This is a genomic window from Nocardia halotolerans (assembly GCF_042650145.1).
GTDB lineage: Bacteria > Actinomycetota > Actinomycetes > Mycobacteriales > Mycobacteriaceae > Nocardia > Nocardia halotolerans.
This window is the reverse complement of the sequence record NZ_JBHSDL010000003.1, coordinates 21465-36354: the sequence shown is the minus strand read 5'-3', so window position 1 is coordinate 36354 and position 14890 is coordinate 21465. Positions and strand designations below refer to the sequence as shown.

The window sequence follows — 14890 nt, the reverse complement described above, 5'->3', positions numbered from 1 at the left end:
CACCTTCAGACGGGTGTGAGCCAGGTTCCCCACGGGGTGTTGCGCACGACGGTGTAGACGGCGAGCAAGCCGAAGAAAGTCCACACCGTGGCACGGCCCAGTCCCGGCAGCCGCGGGTTCTGCCCGCGGCGGGCACGCAGGAACCAGTCGACGACGAACGCCACGAACGCGATGATCAGCGGCAGGGCCAGCACGTTGCTGTGCAGCGAATCGAGGATCCGGCCGTCGGTGAGGTTGTGCACGGCGCGCATACCGCCACAACCGGGGCAGTACACACCGAACAGCGCGTCGACCGGGCAGAGACCGTAGGAGCCTGCTACGTGGGGGTCGCGAAAGCGCAGCAGGGCCAGCACGCCGACGCCCAGGCCCGCGGTCAGCAGTGGTGGCGTCAACCGCTGCCAGGTGGGCTGCGCGGTCTGCGGCGCGGGTTCCCGCTGCGGTCCTGCGCCGGGAAAGCCGGTCGTGACATGCGCGTTATCCACCCCCCCACGGTAGCGGCGGGCGGTGGTCACCGCCAGCACACCAGGTGCGCGGATCTGTAATTTTCCGGCGACTTCAGGCGATTTCACAGTATGAGCGCGTCGCGTGACCCAGTCGACAACAAATGGGACACTGTGACCCGCTAACACTAGCTAGCACGCGAGCTCGCACTGTACGGTGGCCTACGACACAAAGGAGTGCCGACATGCTTGCGAAGTCGATGATGACGCTCGCGGCAGCGCGATCCATGGTCTCTCACCTCGAGACCGGCGCCCTGACCGCCCAGTTCCGTGCCGGACTGCGTACCCGCAGTTTCGCGACAGCGAAGCTGAACGCCCCGGAAGCCGCGCACCAGGTGATCCCGGTGACCACCGCCGACGGCGCCGAGCTCCGAGTCCACGTCTACGGCCCCGATACCGCGCCCACCCTGGTCCTCATCCACGGTTGGGCCTGCAGCATCGAATACTGGAACCCGCAGATCAGCGCCTTCGCCGGCGAATACCGCGTGGTGGCCTACGACCAGCGCGGCCACGGTGAATCCACCCTCGGCACCACCGCACCCAGCGAGCACACCCTCGCCGACGACCTCGCCACCGTCCTGGACGCCACGTTGCGTCCCGGCGAGCAGGCCGTACTGGCCGGTCACAGCATGGGTGGACTCACCATTCAGGCCTGGGCCAAGCATCACCCCGAGCAGGTCACCGAGCGGGCCGCGGCCGTACTGCTGGCCAACACCGCCAATTCCGACATCCGGGCCGAAACCGATCTCCTGCCGCTGCTCAACAAGCAGCTCACGCTGGCCACCTACCCGGTCACCTTCCTCGGCGCACCGGTGCGGATGCCGCAGCCGGTCAGTGAGTCGGTGCTGTTCACGCCGGTCCCGATCCCCGGTGGCTGGCTCACCGAGCAGGTGTTCCGCTACCGCATCCTCACCCCCGAAGCCACCGCCGAGGAGATCGACTTCGCGATCGGCATCATCCGGTCGTGCCGTCCGCTGGCTCGGGCCAGGCACGCCGCGGCGATGGCCGACATGGACCTGACCGAAGGCACCGCCAACCTCACCGTGCCCACCACGGTGATCGCCAGCGCCCAGGACCGGCTGCTCCCGCCGCGCATGGCGCGCCCGATGGTCGACATCCTGCGTCGCGGGAGTCACCTGGCCAGTTTCCGGGTGCTGCCGCACGGGCACCTCAGCAATATCGAAGACACCGAAGCCTTCGACACCGTCGTGCACCGGATCATGCGCACTTCCCTGAACTCTCGGGCCACCCGCCGCAACGCCGCAGCACGCTGACCCGAGCCAGTTCTCCTGAGCTCGGTCAACGGCGATCGACTCAGGAGTAACCGCGAGCGAGGCCCTCGACCGGAATCCGGTCGAGGGCCTCTGCCGTCACGGGAGCAGCAGCCCCCAATAGAGCGCCCACAGGAGGAAACCTGTGCCGCCACAGACCAACAGCACCCAGCGCGCCCGCGCGCCCGCGGACGCGCCCGACAAGGTGTGGCGGGCGCGAGCGAGCACGACACCCAGGGCGAGCACCGCGGCGACAGCGATCAGCTGCAACGCCAGCCACGGCAGCGTCCGGCCGAACAGCAGGGGCCCGAACGAGGTCGCACGGGTGGTCAAGACATAGCCGAGCATGATGACGGTGCCCACGATGCCGACCGTCGTCGTGCCCAGCAGCACACGCGCCGGGCCTCGATCCACGAGCCGCCAGGATTTCACCATGCCCGTCACCGCGTAGCCGGCCATCGTCAGCAGCACGCCGAACAACAGGGACAGCTGCACCGCGGTCGATTCCCACCAGCGCGCGGGAGCCGGCGGCTGTGCCGAATGGCCCTGCGCTGGCGGCTGATCCGCCGACGGTGGCGTGGCCGAGGCGGGCAGGCCGTTCACCCATTCGCCCATGAGCTCGCCATATTCCGGCACCAAGCCGGGAAGCTTGTCGAAGCCGTCGGTGGTGGGCTGTCCGCCGTGCTGGGCATTCGGCAGGATGCGCAGCGTGTAATCGGTCTTGCCGACCCGGTCGAAGGTGGCCTGGAAGTCACGCAGGCTGTCACCGGGCGGGGTGAGACGGTCCTGATCGCCCCAGATCGCGAGAACCGGCTGTGTGATTCGCTCCAGCACCGGAATCGGGTCGTAGTCGGCCTGCGCGAACTGACCGGCGGCCACCAGTTGCCGGATACCGTTGCGGGCCAGCACGTCGACCATCGAGCCGCGTACGCCCGCGGTGCCGAACCGGGTCTCGTTCGCCCAGGTTTGCTGCACGGCGGGCGCCACCGAGTTCGCGCCGACCGTGATCAGGAAACTCGCGTCGGCGGATCGCGAGGCGGCCAGCGGCGCCACCCATCCGCCCTCGGACAGACCCCACAAACCGACTCGCGCCGGGTCGACTTCGGCCCGATCACGGAGCGCCGCGAGTCCTGCCAGTGCGTCGTCGGCCAGGAGTGAGTAGTCGCGGTGCGCCGGCGTATATCCCTCGGTGCGTTTGTCATAACGCAACGCGACGATGCCCGCGCGCGCGAAAGCCGCCGCGACCAGGTCGTAGTGCTCGCCGGTGCCGTCACCCGATCCGTGGACCAGCACCACACCGGGCCTTCCGGTCGCGTCGACCGGGGCGTGGACCGTGCCGTTCGTGGTCGTGCCGTCCGTGCGGGTGAAGGTGATGTCCACAGTGGTGGTGTGCTGTGCGGACGCCACGGGAGCACCCGTGACAGCGGCGATCATGATGGTCAGCAGAATGATTCGTCGGAACACGACTCGGTCCTATTCTCCGGCGCTCGGGCCAGGCGCGGGGAAGGCGAGGAAGCGCGTGAGCACCCGCCGGGCACCGGGCCGGTCCTGCTGGTGGGACTGCTGAAAACGCTTCAGCAGCGTCATGTACTCCTCGAAGAATTCTTCGAGTTCGGTGGGCGTCGCGTAGATATCACCGCGGGAGAAGGGCATCATGTCGGCCCACTCCCCCAGCTCGGCACGCTCGGCCCGGAAACGCTGGAACAGCTCGACGTCTTCGGTGATGTGCTGGGCGACAAGCCCTTCCATCAGCTCGCGCATTTCCGGTGACTGCTCCCGATCCATCCGGTAGCGCAGATCCTTGCGCGGCGAACGCCACCACCGTTCCTTGCCCTTGGCCAGCTCCGGTGCCTCTTCGATGAAGCTGTGTTCGGCGAGCCGGCGCAGGTGGTAGCTGGTCGCCCCGGTGTTGTGCCCCAGCTGCGCGCCCAGCGCCGTGGCGGTCGCCGGCCCGGACTCGGCGAGCGCGCGCAGGATCCGCTGACGCAGGGGATGGGCCAGCGCCCGGAGAGCGGCGGGATCGGTGATCTCCCTGGGTGGTACCTCGTCTGCCATATATGCACATTACTCTTTGCACACAAATCTGTGCAAAGAAATTTATGCAACACGAGCCGCTGCCCATGGCACTATCGACAGCACGCACCACCGGCCCGGATCGGAGGCTTGTGTACGTCTACACCAACCTGTCCGCCGCACTGCGCGACAAGACCTCTCCCCTGCGCGAGTACCTGCACCAGCGGTATCCGAACACGCGAAGCGTGCAAGCCGAGTACCGGCGCGGCGCCGGACCACTCTCGGTCGACACCGGCGGCGCCAACCCCGCCACCCTGGGCGCCGCCTTCGATTTCACCGTCCGATTCCTGCTGGTCCCCGACCACGCCCCGCTGCTGCCGCTACTCGGCTTCTTCGGACACCCCCGCGAATGCGCCGTCATCGAATCGGTGATCGAAACCGCCCAGGTCGCCGTGACCCCCGCCGACACCGACCAGCTCAGCCGCGCCTGCTGGGCCCTGGCCATGTGCACCGATGTCTACCGCCGCGGCCTGCTCCGCGAATCAGCCCTGGACAACCTGCTCAGAACCGGCCGCTTCACCCCCGACCACCTACTGGCCCTCACCCCCGCCGACGCCATCCGCCAACTCTGGGAACTACGCGTCCTCGCCGAAGAACACCTACTCCCCCACCTACATCCCCCCAGCTACCCCGGCCCCACCTTCGACGCCTCGGTCCTGTGCAACGCCGACGCCGACCTGATCAGCGCGGGCACCCTGATCGACCTGAAAACCCACCTCGGCCCGAAGCACCAACGCACCGGCCTGCGCGCCGACTCCCTCACCGGCACCGACCTCTACCAGCTCATCACCTACGCCCTCTTCGACCACACCGACACCTACGGCCTCACCGACGTGGGCATCTACTCCGCCCGCTACGCCCACCTCGCCACCTGGCCCCTACAACCCCTGCTCACCACCCTCGCAGGCACCCCCATCGACCTCGCCGAAGAACGCGAAACAGTATGGACCCTCCTCGGCGGACACCTCCACACCCCCAGCGACTAGGCGCGCTCACTTCGCTCAGGGGCGGAGTCGCTATGACGATGTGGCGGTGTGAGCGGCGGGCACTCGAGAGACTCTTGTGGCGAAGAGCGTGACAAGAACGGTTCTGCACCGTCTCAGAGCAAGCGAAAGATCGGAAAGCGGCTGGTTAGGACCGCTTTCCGAGTGGAGCCGCCTGCGAGAATCGAACTCGCGACCTTTTCATTACGAGTGAAGCGCTCTACCGACTGAGCTAAGGCGGCGTACCTTTCGGCGGTGCGAGTCTATCTCGGGAAGGGCGGAACGCGAAAACGCGTGGTCAGGAGCGGGCGTTGATGAGGGTGGCGACCATGGCGGCTACCGCGAAGCGGGGTTTGACGTTGAGGTCCAGGGCTTCGCGGCAGGCCAGGACGGCGTCGATGCTGCGGAGCAGGCCTTCGGGGGTGACGTCGGTGGCGAGGTCGCGGATCTCGTCGGCCATGTCGGGGTGGGTGAGGGTGATGGTGGCGGCGCGGCCGGCGAAACGCAGGGCCAGGGCGTCGCGGTACAGGCCCGCGACGTCGATGAGGGCGCGGTCGAGAGCGTCGCGGCCGGTGCGGGTGGCGCGGGACTTCTGGCGGCGTTCGAGATCCTTGAGCACACCCGCCGAACCGCGGGTGGCCGAGCCGGCGCCCTTGCCGGTGCCGCCCGCGCCGAGGGCGGTGGCGAGTTCGTCGCGTTCGCGGTCGTCGCGTTCGGAACTCATCTGTTTGGCTTCGTCGTCGGCCGACTTCACCAGTTCGTCGGCGGCGGCATAGGCCGCGCCCGGCCGTTCGGTGGCACCGACCAGGGCCAAGGCGCGGCGGCGGCGTGTGCGGGCGTCGTCGTCGGTGGCCAGGCGACGGGCCCGGCCCACGTGACCGCCACTCACCGACGCCGCCCACTCGGCGGTCTTCGCGTCGAGGTGGTCGCGCTCGCGCAACACCTGCGCGATAGCGGGGACGGTCGGTGTCACCAGGTGCACATGCCTGCACCGCGAGCGCAGGGTGACCGAGATGTCTTCGGGGTCGACCGACGGCGCGCACAGCAGGAACACGGTGCGGTCCGGCGGCTCCTCGACCACCTTGAGCAGGGCGTTCGCCGCGCCCTCGGTGAGCCGGTCGGCGTCCTCGACCACCACGATCTGCCAGCGGCCGGTACTCGGCCGCCGTGAGGCGATCTGCACGATGGCGCGCATCTCCTTGGTGCTGATGCTCAGACCTTCGGGGATGATCCGGCGCACGTCACCGTGCGTGCCTGCCATCGTGGTGGTGCAGGCGTGACAGCTGCCGCAGCCGACGACATCGGGATCGGTGCACTGCAGCGCCGCGGCGAAACACAGCGCCGCCACCGACCGCCCCGAACCGGGCGGGCCGGTGAACAACCACGAATGCGTCATCGCCCCGGTGACGACACCGGCTCGCGCCGCCGTGGCGGCAGCGGTCAGCTCGGTCTCGACCACGTCCTGGCCGACCAGTCGATCGAAGACACCTGCCACGGAACACACCCTAGTCGCGCCCTACGACACTGCCGCCAGACGGTCGAGGGCCGCGCGTGCACGCGCTCCTGCTGCGCTTCGACTGTCACGCACCACTACAGCGGCCCAGCGCGTCGCATTCCGCTCCAGCTGCGCTTCGGCTGTCACTTACCGATACCGCAACCCAGCGCGTCGCATTCCGCTCGCTCGAACGCAGGGACCCTGCCATAGGTCCGATGGATCAGCGCCGAGTCTCAGTCTTCTTCCGTGACAGCGGGTTTTGCCGCCTTCTTCGCCGGGGCCTTCTTGGCGGCCGTCTTCTTCGCCGCGGTCTTCTTGGCCGCAGTCTTGGTAGCGGTCTTGGTAGCCGTCTTGGTGGCGGTCTTGGTCGCCGTCGACTTCGCCGCAGCCTTCTTCGCCGGCGCCTTCTTGGCCGCCTTCTTCACTGTCTTCTTGGCGGCCTTCTTCACCGGACCACGCGCACGGCGATCGGCGAGCAGTTCGGAGGCACGTTCGTCGGTGATCGACTCGACCTCGTCGCCCTTGCGCAGGCTGGCATTGGTCTCGCCGTCGGTGACATAGGGGCCGAAGCGGCCGTCCTTGATCACCATCGGCTTGTCGGTGGCCGAATCCTTACCCAGTTCGCGCAGCGGTGCCGCGCTCGCCGCCTGCCGTCCGCGCCGCTTGGGTTCGGCGTAGAGCTTCAGCGCCTCCTCCAGCGTGACGGTGAACAACTGGTCCTCGGTCGCCAGTGAACGCGAGTCGGTGCCCTTCTTCAGGTAGGGACCGTAGCGCCCGTTCTGCGCGGTGATCTCCTCACCCGAAGCGGGGTCGGTGCCGACCACCCGCGGCAACGACAGCAGCATCAGCGCGTCGTCGAGGGTGATCGTGGCCAGGTCCATCGACTTGAACAGCGAACCGGTGCGCGGCTTGACCTCGGCGGCCTTCTTGGTCTTCTTCGCCGGCGCCGCGGCCTTGTCGGCTGCGGGCGGTGCGGGCAGCACCTCGGTGACGTACGGGCCGAAACGCCCTTCCTTGGCGACGATTTCGTGCCCCGACACCGGGTCGACGCCGAGTGAACGACCCTCCTGCGGTGTCGAGAACAGCTTCTCGGCCACCTCCGGCGTCAACTCGTCGGGCGGCAGATCGTCGGGCAGATTCGCCCGTTGCGAAGTCGGATCACCTTCGGGGTCATCAGGATTGGTGACCATCCGCTCCAGGTACGGCCCGAAGCGGCCGACCCGGACCACGACGTCGCGGCCCTCGTCGTCGACGAACATCTTGATCGAGTTCACTTCGCGCGCGTCGATGTCGTCGAGCTGCACGGAGACCATCTTCTTGAGGCCACCCGAGCGCGCCACCGAACCCTCGGCGCCGTGATCGCCGCCGAAGTAGAAGCTGGACAACCAGTTTCCGCGCTGCTCACGACCACCGGCGATCGCGTCGAGATCGTCTTCCATCGCGGCGGTGAAGTCGAAGTCGACGAGCCGGCCGAAGTACGCCTCGAGCAGACCGACCACCGCGAACGCGACCCACGACGGCACCAGCGCGCTGCCACGTTTGTACACGTACCCGCGATCGAGAATCGTCTTGATGATCGAGGAGTACGTCGACGGCCTGCCGATGCCGAGTTCCTCGAGGGTCTTGATCAGCGAGGCTTCGGTGTAGCGGGCCGGCGGGTTGGTGCTGTGCCCGTCGGGGTTGAGCTCGACCGCGGTGACGCCCTGCCCTTCCTCGAGGGCGGGCAGGCGCGACTCGGCGTCGTCGGACTGGCCGCCCGCCTCTTCGTCGACGCTTTCGACATAGGCCTTCAGGAAACCGGCGAAGGTGATGGTGCGACCCGAGGAGGAGAACACGCATTCCTCACCGGAGCGGGCGGTGCCGGTGATGCGCAGCGTGAGCGTGGTGCCGCGCGCGTCGGCCATCTGCGAGGCGACGGTGCGCTGCCAGATCAGTTCGTAGAGCCGGAACTCGTCCTGGTCGACCTTGGCAGCGAGCTGACCCGGTGTCATGAAGGTGTCACCGGACGGGCGGATCGCCTCGTGCGCTTCCTGCGCGTTCTTGACCTTGCGGGTGTACTGACGCGGCGTCGGCGAGACGTACTCCGAGCCGTAGAGCTGGGTGGCCTGCGAGCGGGCCGCGGCGATCGCCGACTCCGACAGCGTCGTGGAGTCGGTACGCATGTAGGTGATGTAGCCGTTCTCGTACAACCGCTGCGCCACCCGCATCGTGCGCTCGGAGGTGAACCGCAGCTTGCGGCCCGCTTCCTGCTGCAACGTCGAGGTCATGAACGGCGGATACGGCTTGCGCGAGTAGGGCTTTGCCTCGGCTGAGCTGACCACCAGGTCGACACCGTCGAGCGAGTCGGCCAGCCGGCGTGCGTACGCCTCGTCGAGGACCACCACACCGGAGGCCGACTTGAGCTGACCGTCGGAACCGAAATCCCGGCCCGACGCGACGCGAGCGCCCTCGACCTGCACCAGCCGGGCACCGAAGGTGCGCGGATTGGTGGAGTCGGACTTCTCGTCGACACCGGCGTCGAGCTTGGCCGCGATGTCCCAGTACTCGGCGGAGCGGAACGCGATGCGCTCACGCTCGCGCTGCACGATCACCCGGGTGGCGACCGACTGCACGCGACCGGCCGACAGCCGCGGCATGACCTTCTTCCACAGCACCGGACTGACTTCGTAGCCGTAGAGGCGGTCCAGGATGCGGCGGGTTTCCTGCGCGTCGACCAGGTCGCTGTCGAGCTCGCGAGTGTCGGCCGCGGCGGCCAGGATCGCGGGCTCGGTGATCTCGTGGAAGACCATCCGGCGCACCGGGACCTTCGGCTTGAGTGTCTCGAGCAGGTGCCAGGCGATGGCCTCGCCCTCGCGGTCGGGGTCGGTGGCGAGGTAGAGCTCGTCGGCGTCGGCCAGCAGGCCCTTGAGCTCGGCGACCTTGGCCTTCTTGTCCGGGTTCACCACATAGATCGGCTCGAAGTCGTGGTCGACGTCGACACCGAGGCGCGCCCAGGGCTGCCCCTTGTATTTGGCGGGAACATCGGCGGCACCGCGCGGGAGGTCACGGATGTGGCCCACCGATGCTTCGACGGTGTAGTTGGCGCCCAGATACGGCGCGATCTTGCGGGCCTTCGTCGGGGACTCGACGATCACGAGACGACGCAGGGGACGCCCCTGGTCGGCTGAACTGCGGTCTCGTGTTGCCACCGGCGAACACCTTCCTTCATAGATCCGCGCGTCGGGAAGTCCGCTCGGTACGCGGCTGCGGCAGACGGCGCGACGGTTGAACATCGCCACCAGTGACGTTTATACCCTGCGCACCGGGGTGGCTGTGCCTACGGCGGCTGGCGCCGCGGGTCCTCGAGTCCGGCTCGAGTACGTCCTTCCGGGCGATCGTACCCGGAAACAGCTCGTCCCCCACCTCCGCGTGCGGGGGTGGGGGACGAGCGCTGTTGTGTTTCGCGACTCAGGAGAGCGCGCGAACGCCGGTGGCCTGCGGGCCCTTGGTGCCCTGGCCGACCTCGAACTCGACCTTCTGGTTTTCCTCGAGGGTACGGAAGCCCGACCCCTGGATCTCCGAGTAGTGGACGAAGACGTCGGCGGAGCCATCTTCGGGTGCGATGAAGCCGAAGCCCTTCTCCGCGTTGAACCACTTCACAGTTCCCTGTGCCATTCTGTTCCTTCTCTTTCATACCGGAACGGCGGACAACTGGGTTCGTCCACCGGGCCCGTTCCGACCGCTGTACCGTAGATCCCCCTGCAAGGAAAGCCTGTAGTACCGCGTTCGCAACATCGATCCTGCTGATGGTTGGACTTTGGATCCGTACCTCGAACACAGAAGCTTGCGACCGAGACCCAGTGAACCATGTCTTCGAGCAATTCAACAGTCGAGTTACCGACAATTTGCAAAATTCTTGATCTTGCGAATGCGCTGGTACTGGGACCATTGGGTGAATCCGTACTTTCAGTCTGTTTGCTTCGCGATAACCGGGCGAGCTTCCAGCAAACCTGGTGTGACCCAGGTCGCTATTGGGTTACGAAATCGCAGGTTGCGGTTCGCGTACACACACGTTTCACAGTTTCGGCGCCGCGCGAGAGGATGAGGAGATGAATCCGACCGACCGGACCGAGGTCCGCGAGCTCCTTCCGAGCGAGAGCTACGGTCGATCGTTGCTCAATCGTGTCCTGCTGGACGCGGCGGCCGGCGGCGATCCGCTGACCCATGTCGCGGAGCTACCCGCTCAGCGGGCCCGCACCACCGCGTGGCCAGAATGGGTGCCATCGGCGCTGGTCACAGCCCTGAGCGCAGACGGGATCGAGTTTCCGTGGGAACACCAGACCCGCACAGCCGAACTCGCAGCGGGCGGCGAGCACGTCGTGGTGAGCACCGGCACCGCGTCCGGGAAGTCACTCGGATACCAGCTACCGGTGCTCACGGCGCTGCACGAGGACCCACGCGCCACCGCGCTCTACCTGTCACCCACCAAGGCACTCGGCGCCGACCAGTTGCGCGCAGTCGGTGGGCTGATCCACGACAACGCCTTGCGCGAAACCCATCCGGCGAGCTACGACGGTGACACTCCCGCCGAGGTCAGGCAGTGGGTGCGGGCCAACGCGCGCTGGATCTTCACCAATCCCGACATGCTGCACGTGGGGATCCTGCGCTCGCACCAGCGCTGGGCGCGGGTACTGCGCAACCTGCGGTACGTGGTGGTCGACGAGTGCCATGCCTACCGAGGCGTCTTCGGCTCGCATGTGGCGCTGGTGCTGCGCAGATTGCGCCGGCTGGCGCGCTTCTACGGTGCCGACCCGGTATTCGTCCTGTGCTCGGCCACCAGCGCCGAACCGGCCGCGTCGGCGAGCAGGCTGATCGGGGCGCCGGTCACCGCCGTCACCGCTGACGCATCACCGCGCGGCGCGCGCACCGTCGCACTCTGGGAGCCACCGCTGAACAAGACCCTGACCGGCGAAAACGGTGCGCCCGTACGGCGCACCGCGACCGGTGAGGCCGCCAAGATCATGGCCGGCCTGGTCGCCGAGGGCGCCCGAACGCTGACCTTCGTGCGCTCGCGCCGCGGTGCCGAGCTGATCGCGCTCGATGCCCGCCGCGTACTCGCCGAAACCGCACCTGAACTGCAGGAACGAGTTGCCGCTTACCGCGCCGGGTATCTCGCCGAGGACCGTCGCGACCTGGAACAGTCACTGTCGCAGGGCACGCTGCTCGGCGCGGCCAGCACCAATGCGCTCGAACTCGGGGTCGATATCGCGGGCCTCGATGCCGTGGTCATCGCCGGTTTCCCCGGCACCGTCGCCTCCTTCTGGCAGCAGGCCGGACGCGCCGGCCGACGACTACAGGGCTCGCTGGTGGTGCTGGTGGCCACCGACGATCCACTCGACACCTACCTGGTGCACCACCCCGAAGCACTGCTCGACCGGCCGATCGAGGCCACCATCACCGACCCGCACAACCCCTACATCCTCGGCCCACAGCTGCTGTGCGCCGCACTCGAGCTCCCGCTCACCGATGACGAGGTGAGCGAGCTGCAGGCCGGAGAAGTGCTCGCCGACCTGGCCGAACAAGGTCTGATCCGGCGACGGCCCGGCATTCGTGGGGCACCGGCGCGCTGGCATGTCACCGCCCGGACACATCCGCACGACGATGTCGACGTCCGTGGCGGGCTGGGTGCCCCGATCGCGATCGTCGACGCCGAGACCGGACGGCTACTCGGTACCGCCGACGCCGGTCGAGCACCCGCGACCCTGCACGACGGCGCGGTCTACCTGCATCAGGGCGAGACCTACCTGGTGGACGAACTCGACCTCGACGGCGGTGTGGCCTTCGTCAACGAGGTGGACCCCGGCTTCACCACCAGCGCTCGCCAGGTCACCTCGATCACTGTCGACGCCATGTCCGAGCAGCGCTTCTTCGGGGCGGTGATGGCCGCATCCGCGCAGGTGGCGGTGACCAATCAGGTCGTCGGTTACCTTCGTACGCTCGTCACCGGCGAGGTGCTCGACCAGGTGGAACTGGACCTACCCGCACACACGCTGCACACCAAGGCTGTCCTGTATACCGTCACGCCCGCCCTGCTCGCCGCCGCGAGGATCTCCGAAGACGAGCTGCCCGGCGCGCTGCACGCGGCCGAGCACGCCGCGATCGGCATGTTGCCCCTGGTGGCGGGCTGCGACCGCTGGGATATCGGCGGTGTCTCCATCGCCGAGCATCCCGATACGGGCGCGCCGACTGTGTTCGTCTACGACGGTCAGCCCGGCGGAGCGGGTTTCGCCGAACGCGGTTTCGCCCGGCTCACGGACTGGTTGTCGGCCACGCTCAGCGTTATCCGCACCTGCGCGTGCCAGGACGGCTGCCCGTCGTGCGTGCAGTCACCCAAATGTGGCAACGGCAACAATCCGCTCGACAAGCACGCCGCGGAACGGCTGCTCGGCGCCGTGCTCGGCGAATTACGGGCCCGCACGACGGTGTGAGACATAGCGTGACGCTATTGTCTTGCGAGTGAGACCAGCCCGCCACCTCGCCCACGGTTCACTGGTCATTTGTCCGGTTTTCCGTTGACCAGCACAGATAAGCCGTCGGGCATGTGTGTCACGAATAAAGAGGACGACTTTTAGGTTAACTGGCGCATTGCCCATGCTCCCCGGCCTGCACTCGAAGTCCTTATTTTCATTTTGTTCACCACCTGCCAAACAATGCGCGGGAAATAGACGATAAAGCTGTTACAGGTAATTGCGGAATGTGCCCATCCGAAACAACCGGCGACCAGTGCGAACACTTGTCGATCAACCGTCCGGATCGACCGGTCCAGCCCTGGCCGCGCCACCGACCGTTCGTACGCCGAACACACCGAGCGCCACATTCGCCTCCACCGTGACCACCACATCCCACTGCTCGGCCACACACCGCGACACCCGCGCGCCCATTCGCCGCGCGACCTCCCCGGCCTGCGCACAACCCACCTCGGCACCTTCGGCCAGCGCGCCTGCCGCGGCCAGCGCACCGAGGTCGGCTGCCGCCTGTGCCCGATGCCGGGCAACCACCACCGCGCCCACCTGGCCGACCAGCAGAGTCAGACAGATCAGACCCGCCAACGCCACGCAGGCAAACGCCGTCGCCCCGCCCTTCTCCGCCCGCAAAAGCCCGCCGGGCATCCGCCTCCCAGCCGCGACGGCCGAAAGCTGACCACCGCGCCACCTTCCTACTCGGCCGGGCACCCCACCGCCGACGACGTGCGCCGTCCGCACGCGGTGGCATCGACGCTCATCAACGGGGCGGGCTCCCACGATGAGGACGGTTGGGGGCGTCTCGGGCAAGCACCGTGCGGTCCGGGTCACGGTGCGACTCCCGGCTCGGTGACCGCGACGGCTTCGGCCCGCAGTCGCAGGCCCGGCAGCAGTGGCGTTCCCGCCGCGACGGTGGCGACCACCCGATCGCCGTCGGCGCGGAACTCGACGATTGCGCCGGGCGGTGCGACAGTTCTGCCCGCCGCGACAGCGTGCGCGGTGTCGCCACGGGCAGCCAATCTCGCGGTCTCGCGGGCCGCGTCGACACAGCGCACCTGTGTCGACGCGGCCAGTAGCGCGCCGACACACAGCGCTACCGCACAGACCAGGGCCGCGAGAGCGATGGCGGCCTCGACCGTCACCGCGCCCTCATCCCCGGCGAAACTGCCTGCCCACCGGCGGTTCACACGCTCGTGTTGAGCGCCTTGTCGATGATCTGGGTCAGCGCGTTGACAATGCTGTCGCCGGTCACCACCCCGTAGAGCACCGCACCGAAGGCCGCCGCGGCAATGGTGCCGATGGCGTACTCGATTGTCGAGTTTTACATCCTGCAGCATCATCGCGTGATGCAGGCGGGCTATGATCACGAAGGTCAGATGAGGCTAAACGCGCTGGGTAGTCACATCAACAACCCAGTTCCCGCCTAGCCTCGCCTCACCCAGCGAGAGGCGGGACCATGGTTATCACCGGGGCGCTCTTGTCGGACCACGCTGAGACGGTGGACGGCAAGCTGGTCGTACGTGGTGGAGTAATCAGCAATCTCACGCTTGAGCAGGGCAAGCCACACCTGCGCTTCCTTGTCATGCTGTTTCATCGCGATTCCGAGGACGAAGGGAAGCCCTCCCCAACCATGCAGGTCTCCCTCACGAACAGCACTCAGCCATCACTGAACAGCGCTCCCGATCCCCTGTTCTTCGGTGACGCGCTGGTGGACAGCTACCTCATCAGCGAGTTCAGGCTTCCAGATGGCTTCGCGTCGGAGGAGAACGCCTACTACTTCCGACCTCTGGACCTAACGACGCTCCCCGGAGGCAGGTCCGCGCTGGTCTGCCGAGTGATGGGTTCGACCAGGGCAGTCACTTTGCCCTTGACGATCGCATGGGTGTGAATCTCTAAACCCGTACAGAACCTGGCACCCGCATTACCTACCGATCCAGAGGTAGGGGGCGGGGGGTAACCCCCTGGGGGGTGGTCGTCGTCTGACTTCGCTCGGGGAGCCTGAACCGGTCGAGCGGGCAAAGCGAACTGCACCATGCCAGCTGTCGGCACGCGCCTACAGCGGAGTCCA

At 67.4% G+C, this 14890-nt stretch carries 13 protein-coding genes and 1 tRNA gene; 4 read left to right on the top strand and 10 right to left on the bottom strand.

Annotated elements, in window-relative coordinates; all coding sequences use genetic code 11:
- Positions 1-5: 5 nt before the first annotated feature.
- On the bottom strand, positions 6-482 hold the full coding sequence (locus ACFO5K_RS02765) for a DUF2752 domain-containing protein (RefSeq protein ID WP_378555533.1): 477 nt from the start codon (positions 480-482) through the stop codon (positions 6-8).
- A 203-nt stretch (positions 483-685) separates the two neighbouring features.
- Here ACFO5K_RS02765 and ACFO5K_RS02760 point away from each other — a divergent pair, with 203 nt between their 5' ends.
- Positions 686-1774 (top strand): alpha/beta fold hydrolase, encoded by a 1089-nt coding sequence (locus tag ACFO5K_RS02760; protein WP_378555532.1) that lies wholly within the window; start codon positions 686-688, stop codon positions 1772-1774.
- 96 nt (positions 1775-1870) lie between these two features.
- Here ACFO5K_RS02760 and ACFO5K_RS02755 read toward each other — a convergent pair whose 3' ends face one another.
- On the bottom strand, positions 1871-3235 hold the full coding sequence (locus tag ACFO5K_RS02755) for an alpha/beta hydrolase family protein (protein ID WP_378555531.1): 1365 nt from the start codon (positions 3233-3235) through the stop codon (positions 1871-1873).
- A gap of 9 nt (positions 3236-3244) precedes the next feature.
- Positions 3245-3826, bottom strand: a complete 582-nt coding sequence (locus tag ACFO5K_RS02750; RefSeq protein ID WP_378555530.1) for a helix-turn-helix domain-containing protein — start codon at positions 3824-3826, stop codon at positions 3245-3247.
- 65 nt (positions 3827-3891) lie between these two features.
- Here ACFO5K_RS02750 and ACFO5K_RS02745 point away from each other — a divergent pair, with 65 nt between their 5' ends.
- A complete protein-coding gene (locus tag ACFO5K_RS02745; RefSeq protein ID WP_378555529.1) occupies positions 3892-4830 on the top strand; it encodes a hypothetical protein in 939 nt (312 codons plus the stop codon).
- Between the two features lie 163 nt (positions 4831-4993).
- On the opposite strand, the gene ACFO5K_RS02740 is transcribed toward ACFO5K_RS02745, so the two are convergent.
- The 4 genes from ACFO5K_RS02740 to ACFO5K_RS02725 all read right to left on the bottom strand — a co-directional run bounded on the left by ACFO5K_RS02740 (position 4994) and on the right by ACFO5K_RS02725 (position 9976).
- Positions 4994-5069 (bottom strand) — tRNA-Thr (locus ACFO5K_RS02740).
- 56 nt (positions 5070-5125) lie between these two features.
- Positions 5126-6322: a DNA polymerase III subunit delta' gene (locus ACFO5K_RS02735; protein ID WP_378555528.1), complete on the bottom strand. Its 1197-nt coding sequence runs from the start codon at positions 6320-6322 to the stop codon at positions 5126-5128.
- Positions 6323-6555: 233 nt separating this feature from the next.
- Positions 6556-9510 (bottom strand): type I DNA topoisomerase, encoded by a 2955-nt coding sequence (gene topA, locus ACFO5K_RS02730; RefSeq protein WP_378555527.1) that lies wholly within the window; start codon positions 9508-9510, stop codon positions 6556-6558.
- A gap of 259 nt (positions 9511-9769) precedes the next feature.
- Positions 9770-9976 (bottom strand): cold-shock protein, encoded by a 207-nt coding sequence (locus tag ACFO5K_RS02725; RefSeq protein ID WP_011206895.1) that lies wholly within the window; start codon positions 9974-9976, stop codon positions 9770-9772.
- Positions 9977-10410: 434 nt separating this feature from the next.
- Between ACFO5K_RS02725 and ACFO5K_RS02720 the strand changes: the two genes are divergently transcribed.
- Positions 10411-12789 (top strand): DEAD/DEAH box helicase, encoded by a 2379-nt coding sequence (locus tag ACFO5K_RS02720; RefSeq protein WP_378555526.1) that lies wholly within the window; start codon positions 10411-10413, stop codon positions 12787-12789.
- A gap of 312 nt (positions 12790-13101) precedes the next feature.
- On the opposite strand, the gene ACFO5K_RS02715 is transcribed toward ACFO5K_RS02720, so the two are convergent.
- The 3 genes from ACFO5K_RS02715 to ACFO5K_RS02705 all read right to left on the bottom strand — a co-directional run bounded on the left by ACFO5K_RS02715 (position 13102) and on the right by ACFO5K_RS02705 (position 14134).
- The gene (locus ACFO5K_RS02715; RefSeq protein WP_378555525.1) at positions 13102-13470 is read right to left on the bottom strand and encodes an Rv3654c family TadE-like protein; all 369 of its coding nucleotides are present in this window, start codon (positions 13468-13470) and stop codon (positions 13102-13104) included.
- A gap of 179 nt (positions 13471-13649) precedes the next feature.
- Positions 13650-13964 (bottom strand): TadE family type IV pilus minor pilin, encoded by a 315-nt coding sequence (locus tag ACFO5K_RS02710; RefSeq protein ID WP_378555524.1) that lies wholly within the window; start codon positions 13962-13964, stop codon positions 13650-13652.
- 41 nt (positions 13965-14005) lie between these two features.
- Positions 14006-14134, bottom strand: a complete 129-nt coding sequence (locus ACFO5K_RS02705) for a DUF4244 domain-containing protein (protein WP_378555562.1) — start codon at positions 14132-14134, stop codon at positions 14006-14008.
- Positions 14135-14320: 186 nt separating this feature from the next.
- On the opposite strand from ACFO5K_RS02705, the gene ACFO5K_RS02700 reads away from it, so the two are divergent.
- Positions 14321-14710: a hypothetical protein gene (locus tag ACFO5K_RS02700; protein WP_378555523.1), complete on the top strand. Its 390-nt coding sequence runs from the start codon at positions 14321-14323 to the stop codon at positions 14708-14710.
- Positions 14711-14890: the final 180 nt, after the last annotated feature.

Coding starts and splice junctions, on each gene's coding strand:
- ACFO5K_RS02760 (WP_378555532.1), top strand. CDS start 686: ATGCTTGCGAAGTCGATGATGACGCTCGCGGCAGCGCGATCCATGGTC.
- ACFO5K_RS02750 (WP_378555530.1), bottom strand. CDS start 3,826: ATGGCAGACGAGGTACCACCCAGGGAGATCACCGATCCCGCCGCTCTC.
- ACFO5K_RS02745 (WP_378555529.1), top strand. CDS start 3,892: ATGGCACTATCGACAGCACGCACCACCGGCCCGGATCGGAGGCTTGTG.
- ACFO5K_RS02725 (WP_011206895.1), bottom strand. CDS start 9,976: ATGGCACAGGGAACTGTGAAGTGGTTCAACGCGGAGAAGGGCTTCGGC.
- ACFO5K_RS02720 (WP_378555526.1), top strand. CDS start 10,411: ATGAATCCGACCGACCGGACCGAGGTCCGCGAGCTCCTTCCGAGCGAG.
- ACFO5K_RS02715 (WP_378555525.1), bottom strand. CDS start 13,470: ATGCCCGGCGGGCTTTTGCGGGCGGAGAAGGGCGGGGCGACGGCGTTT.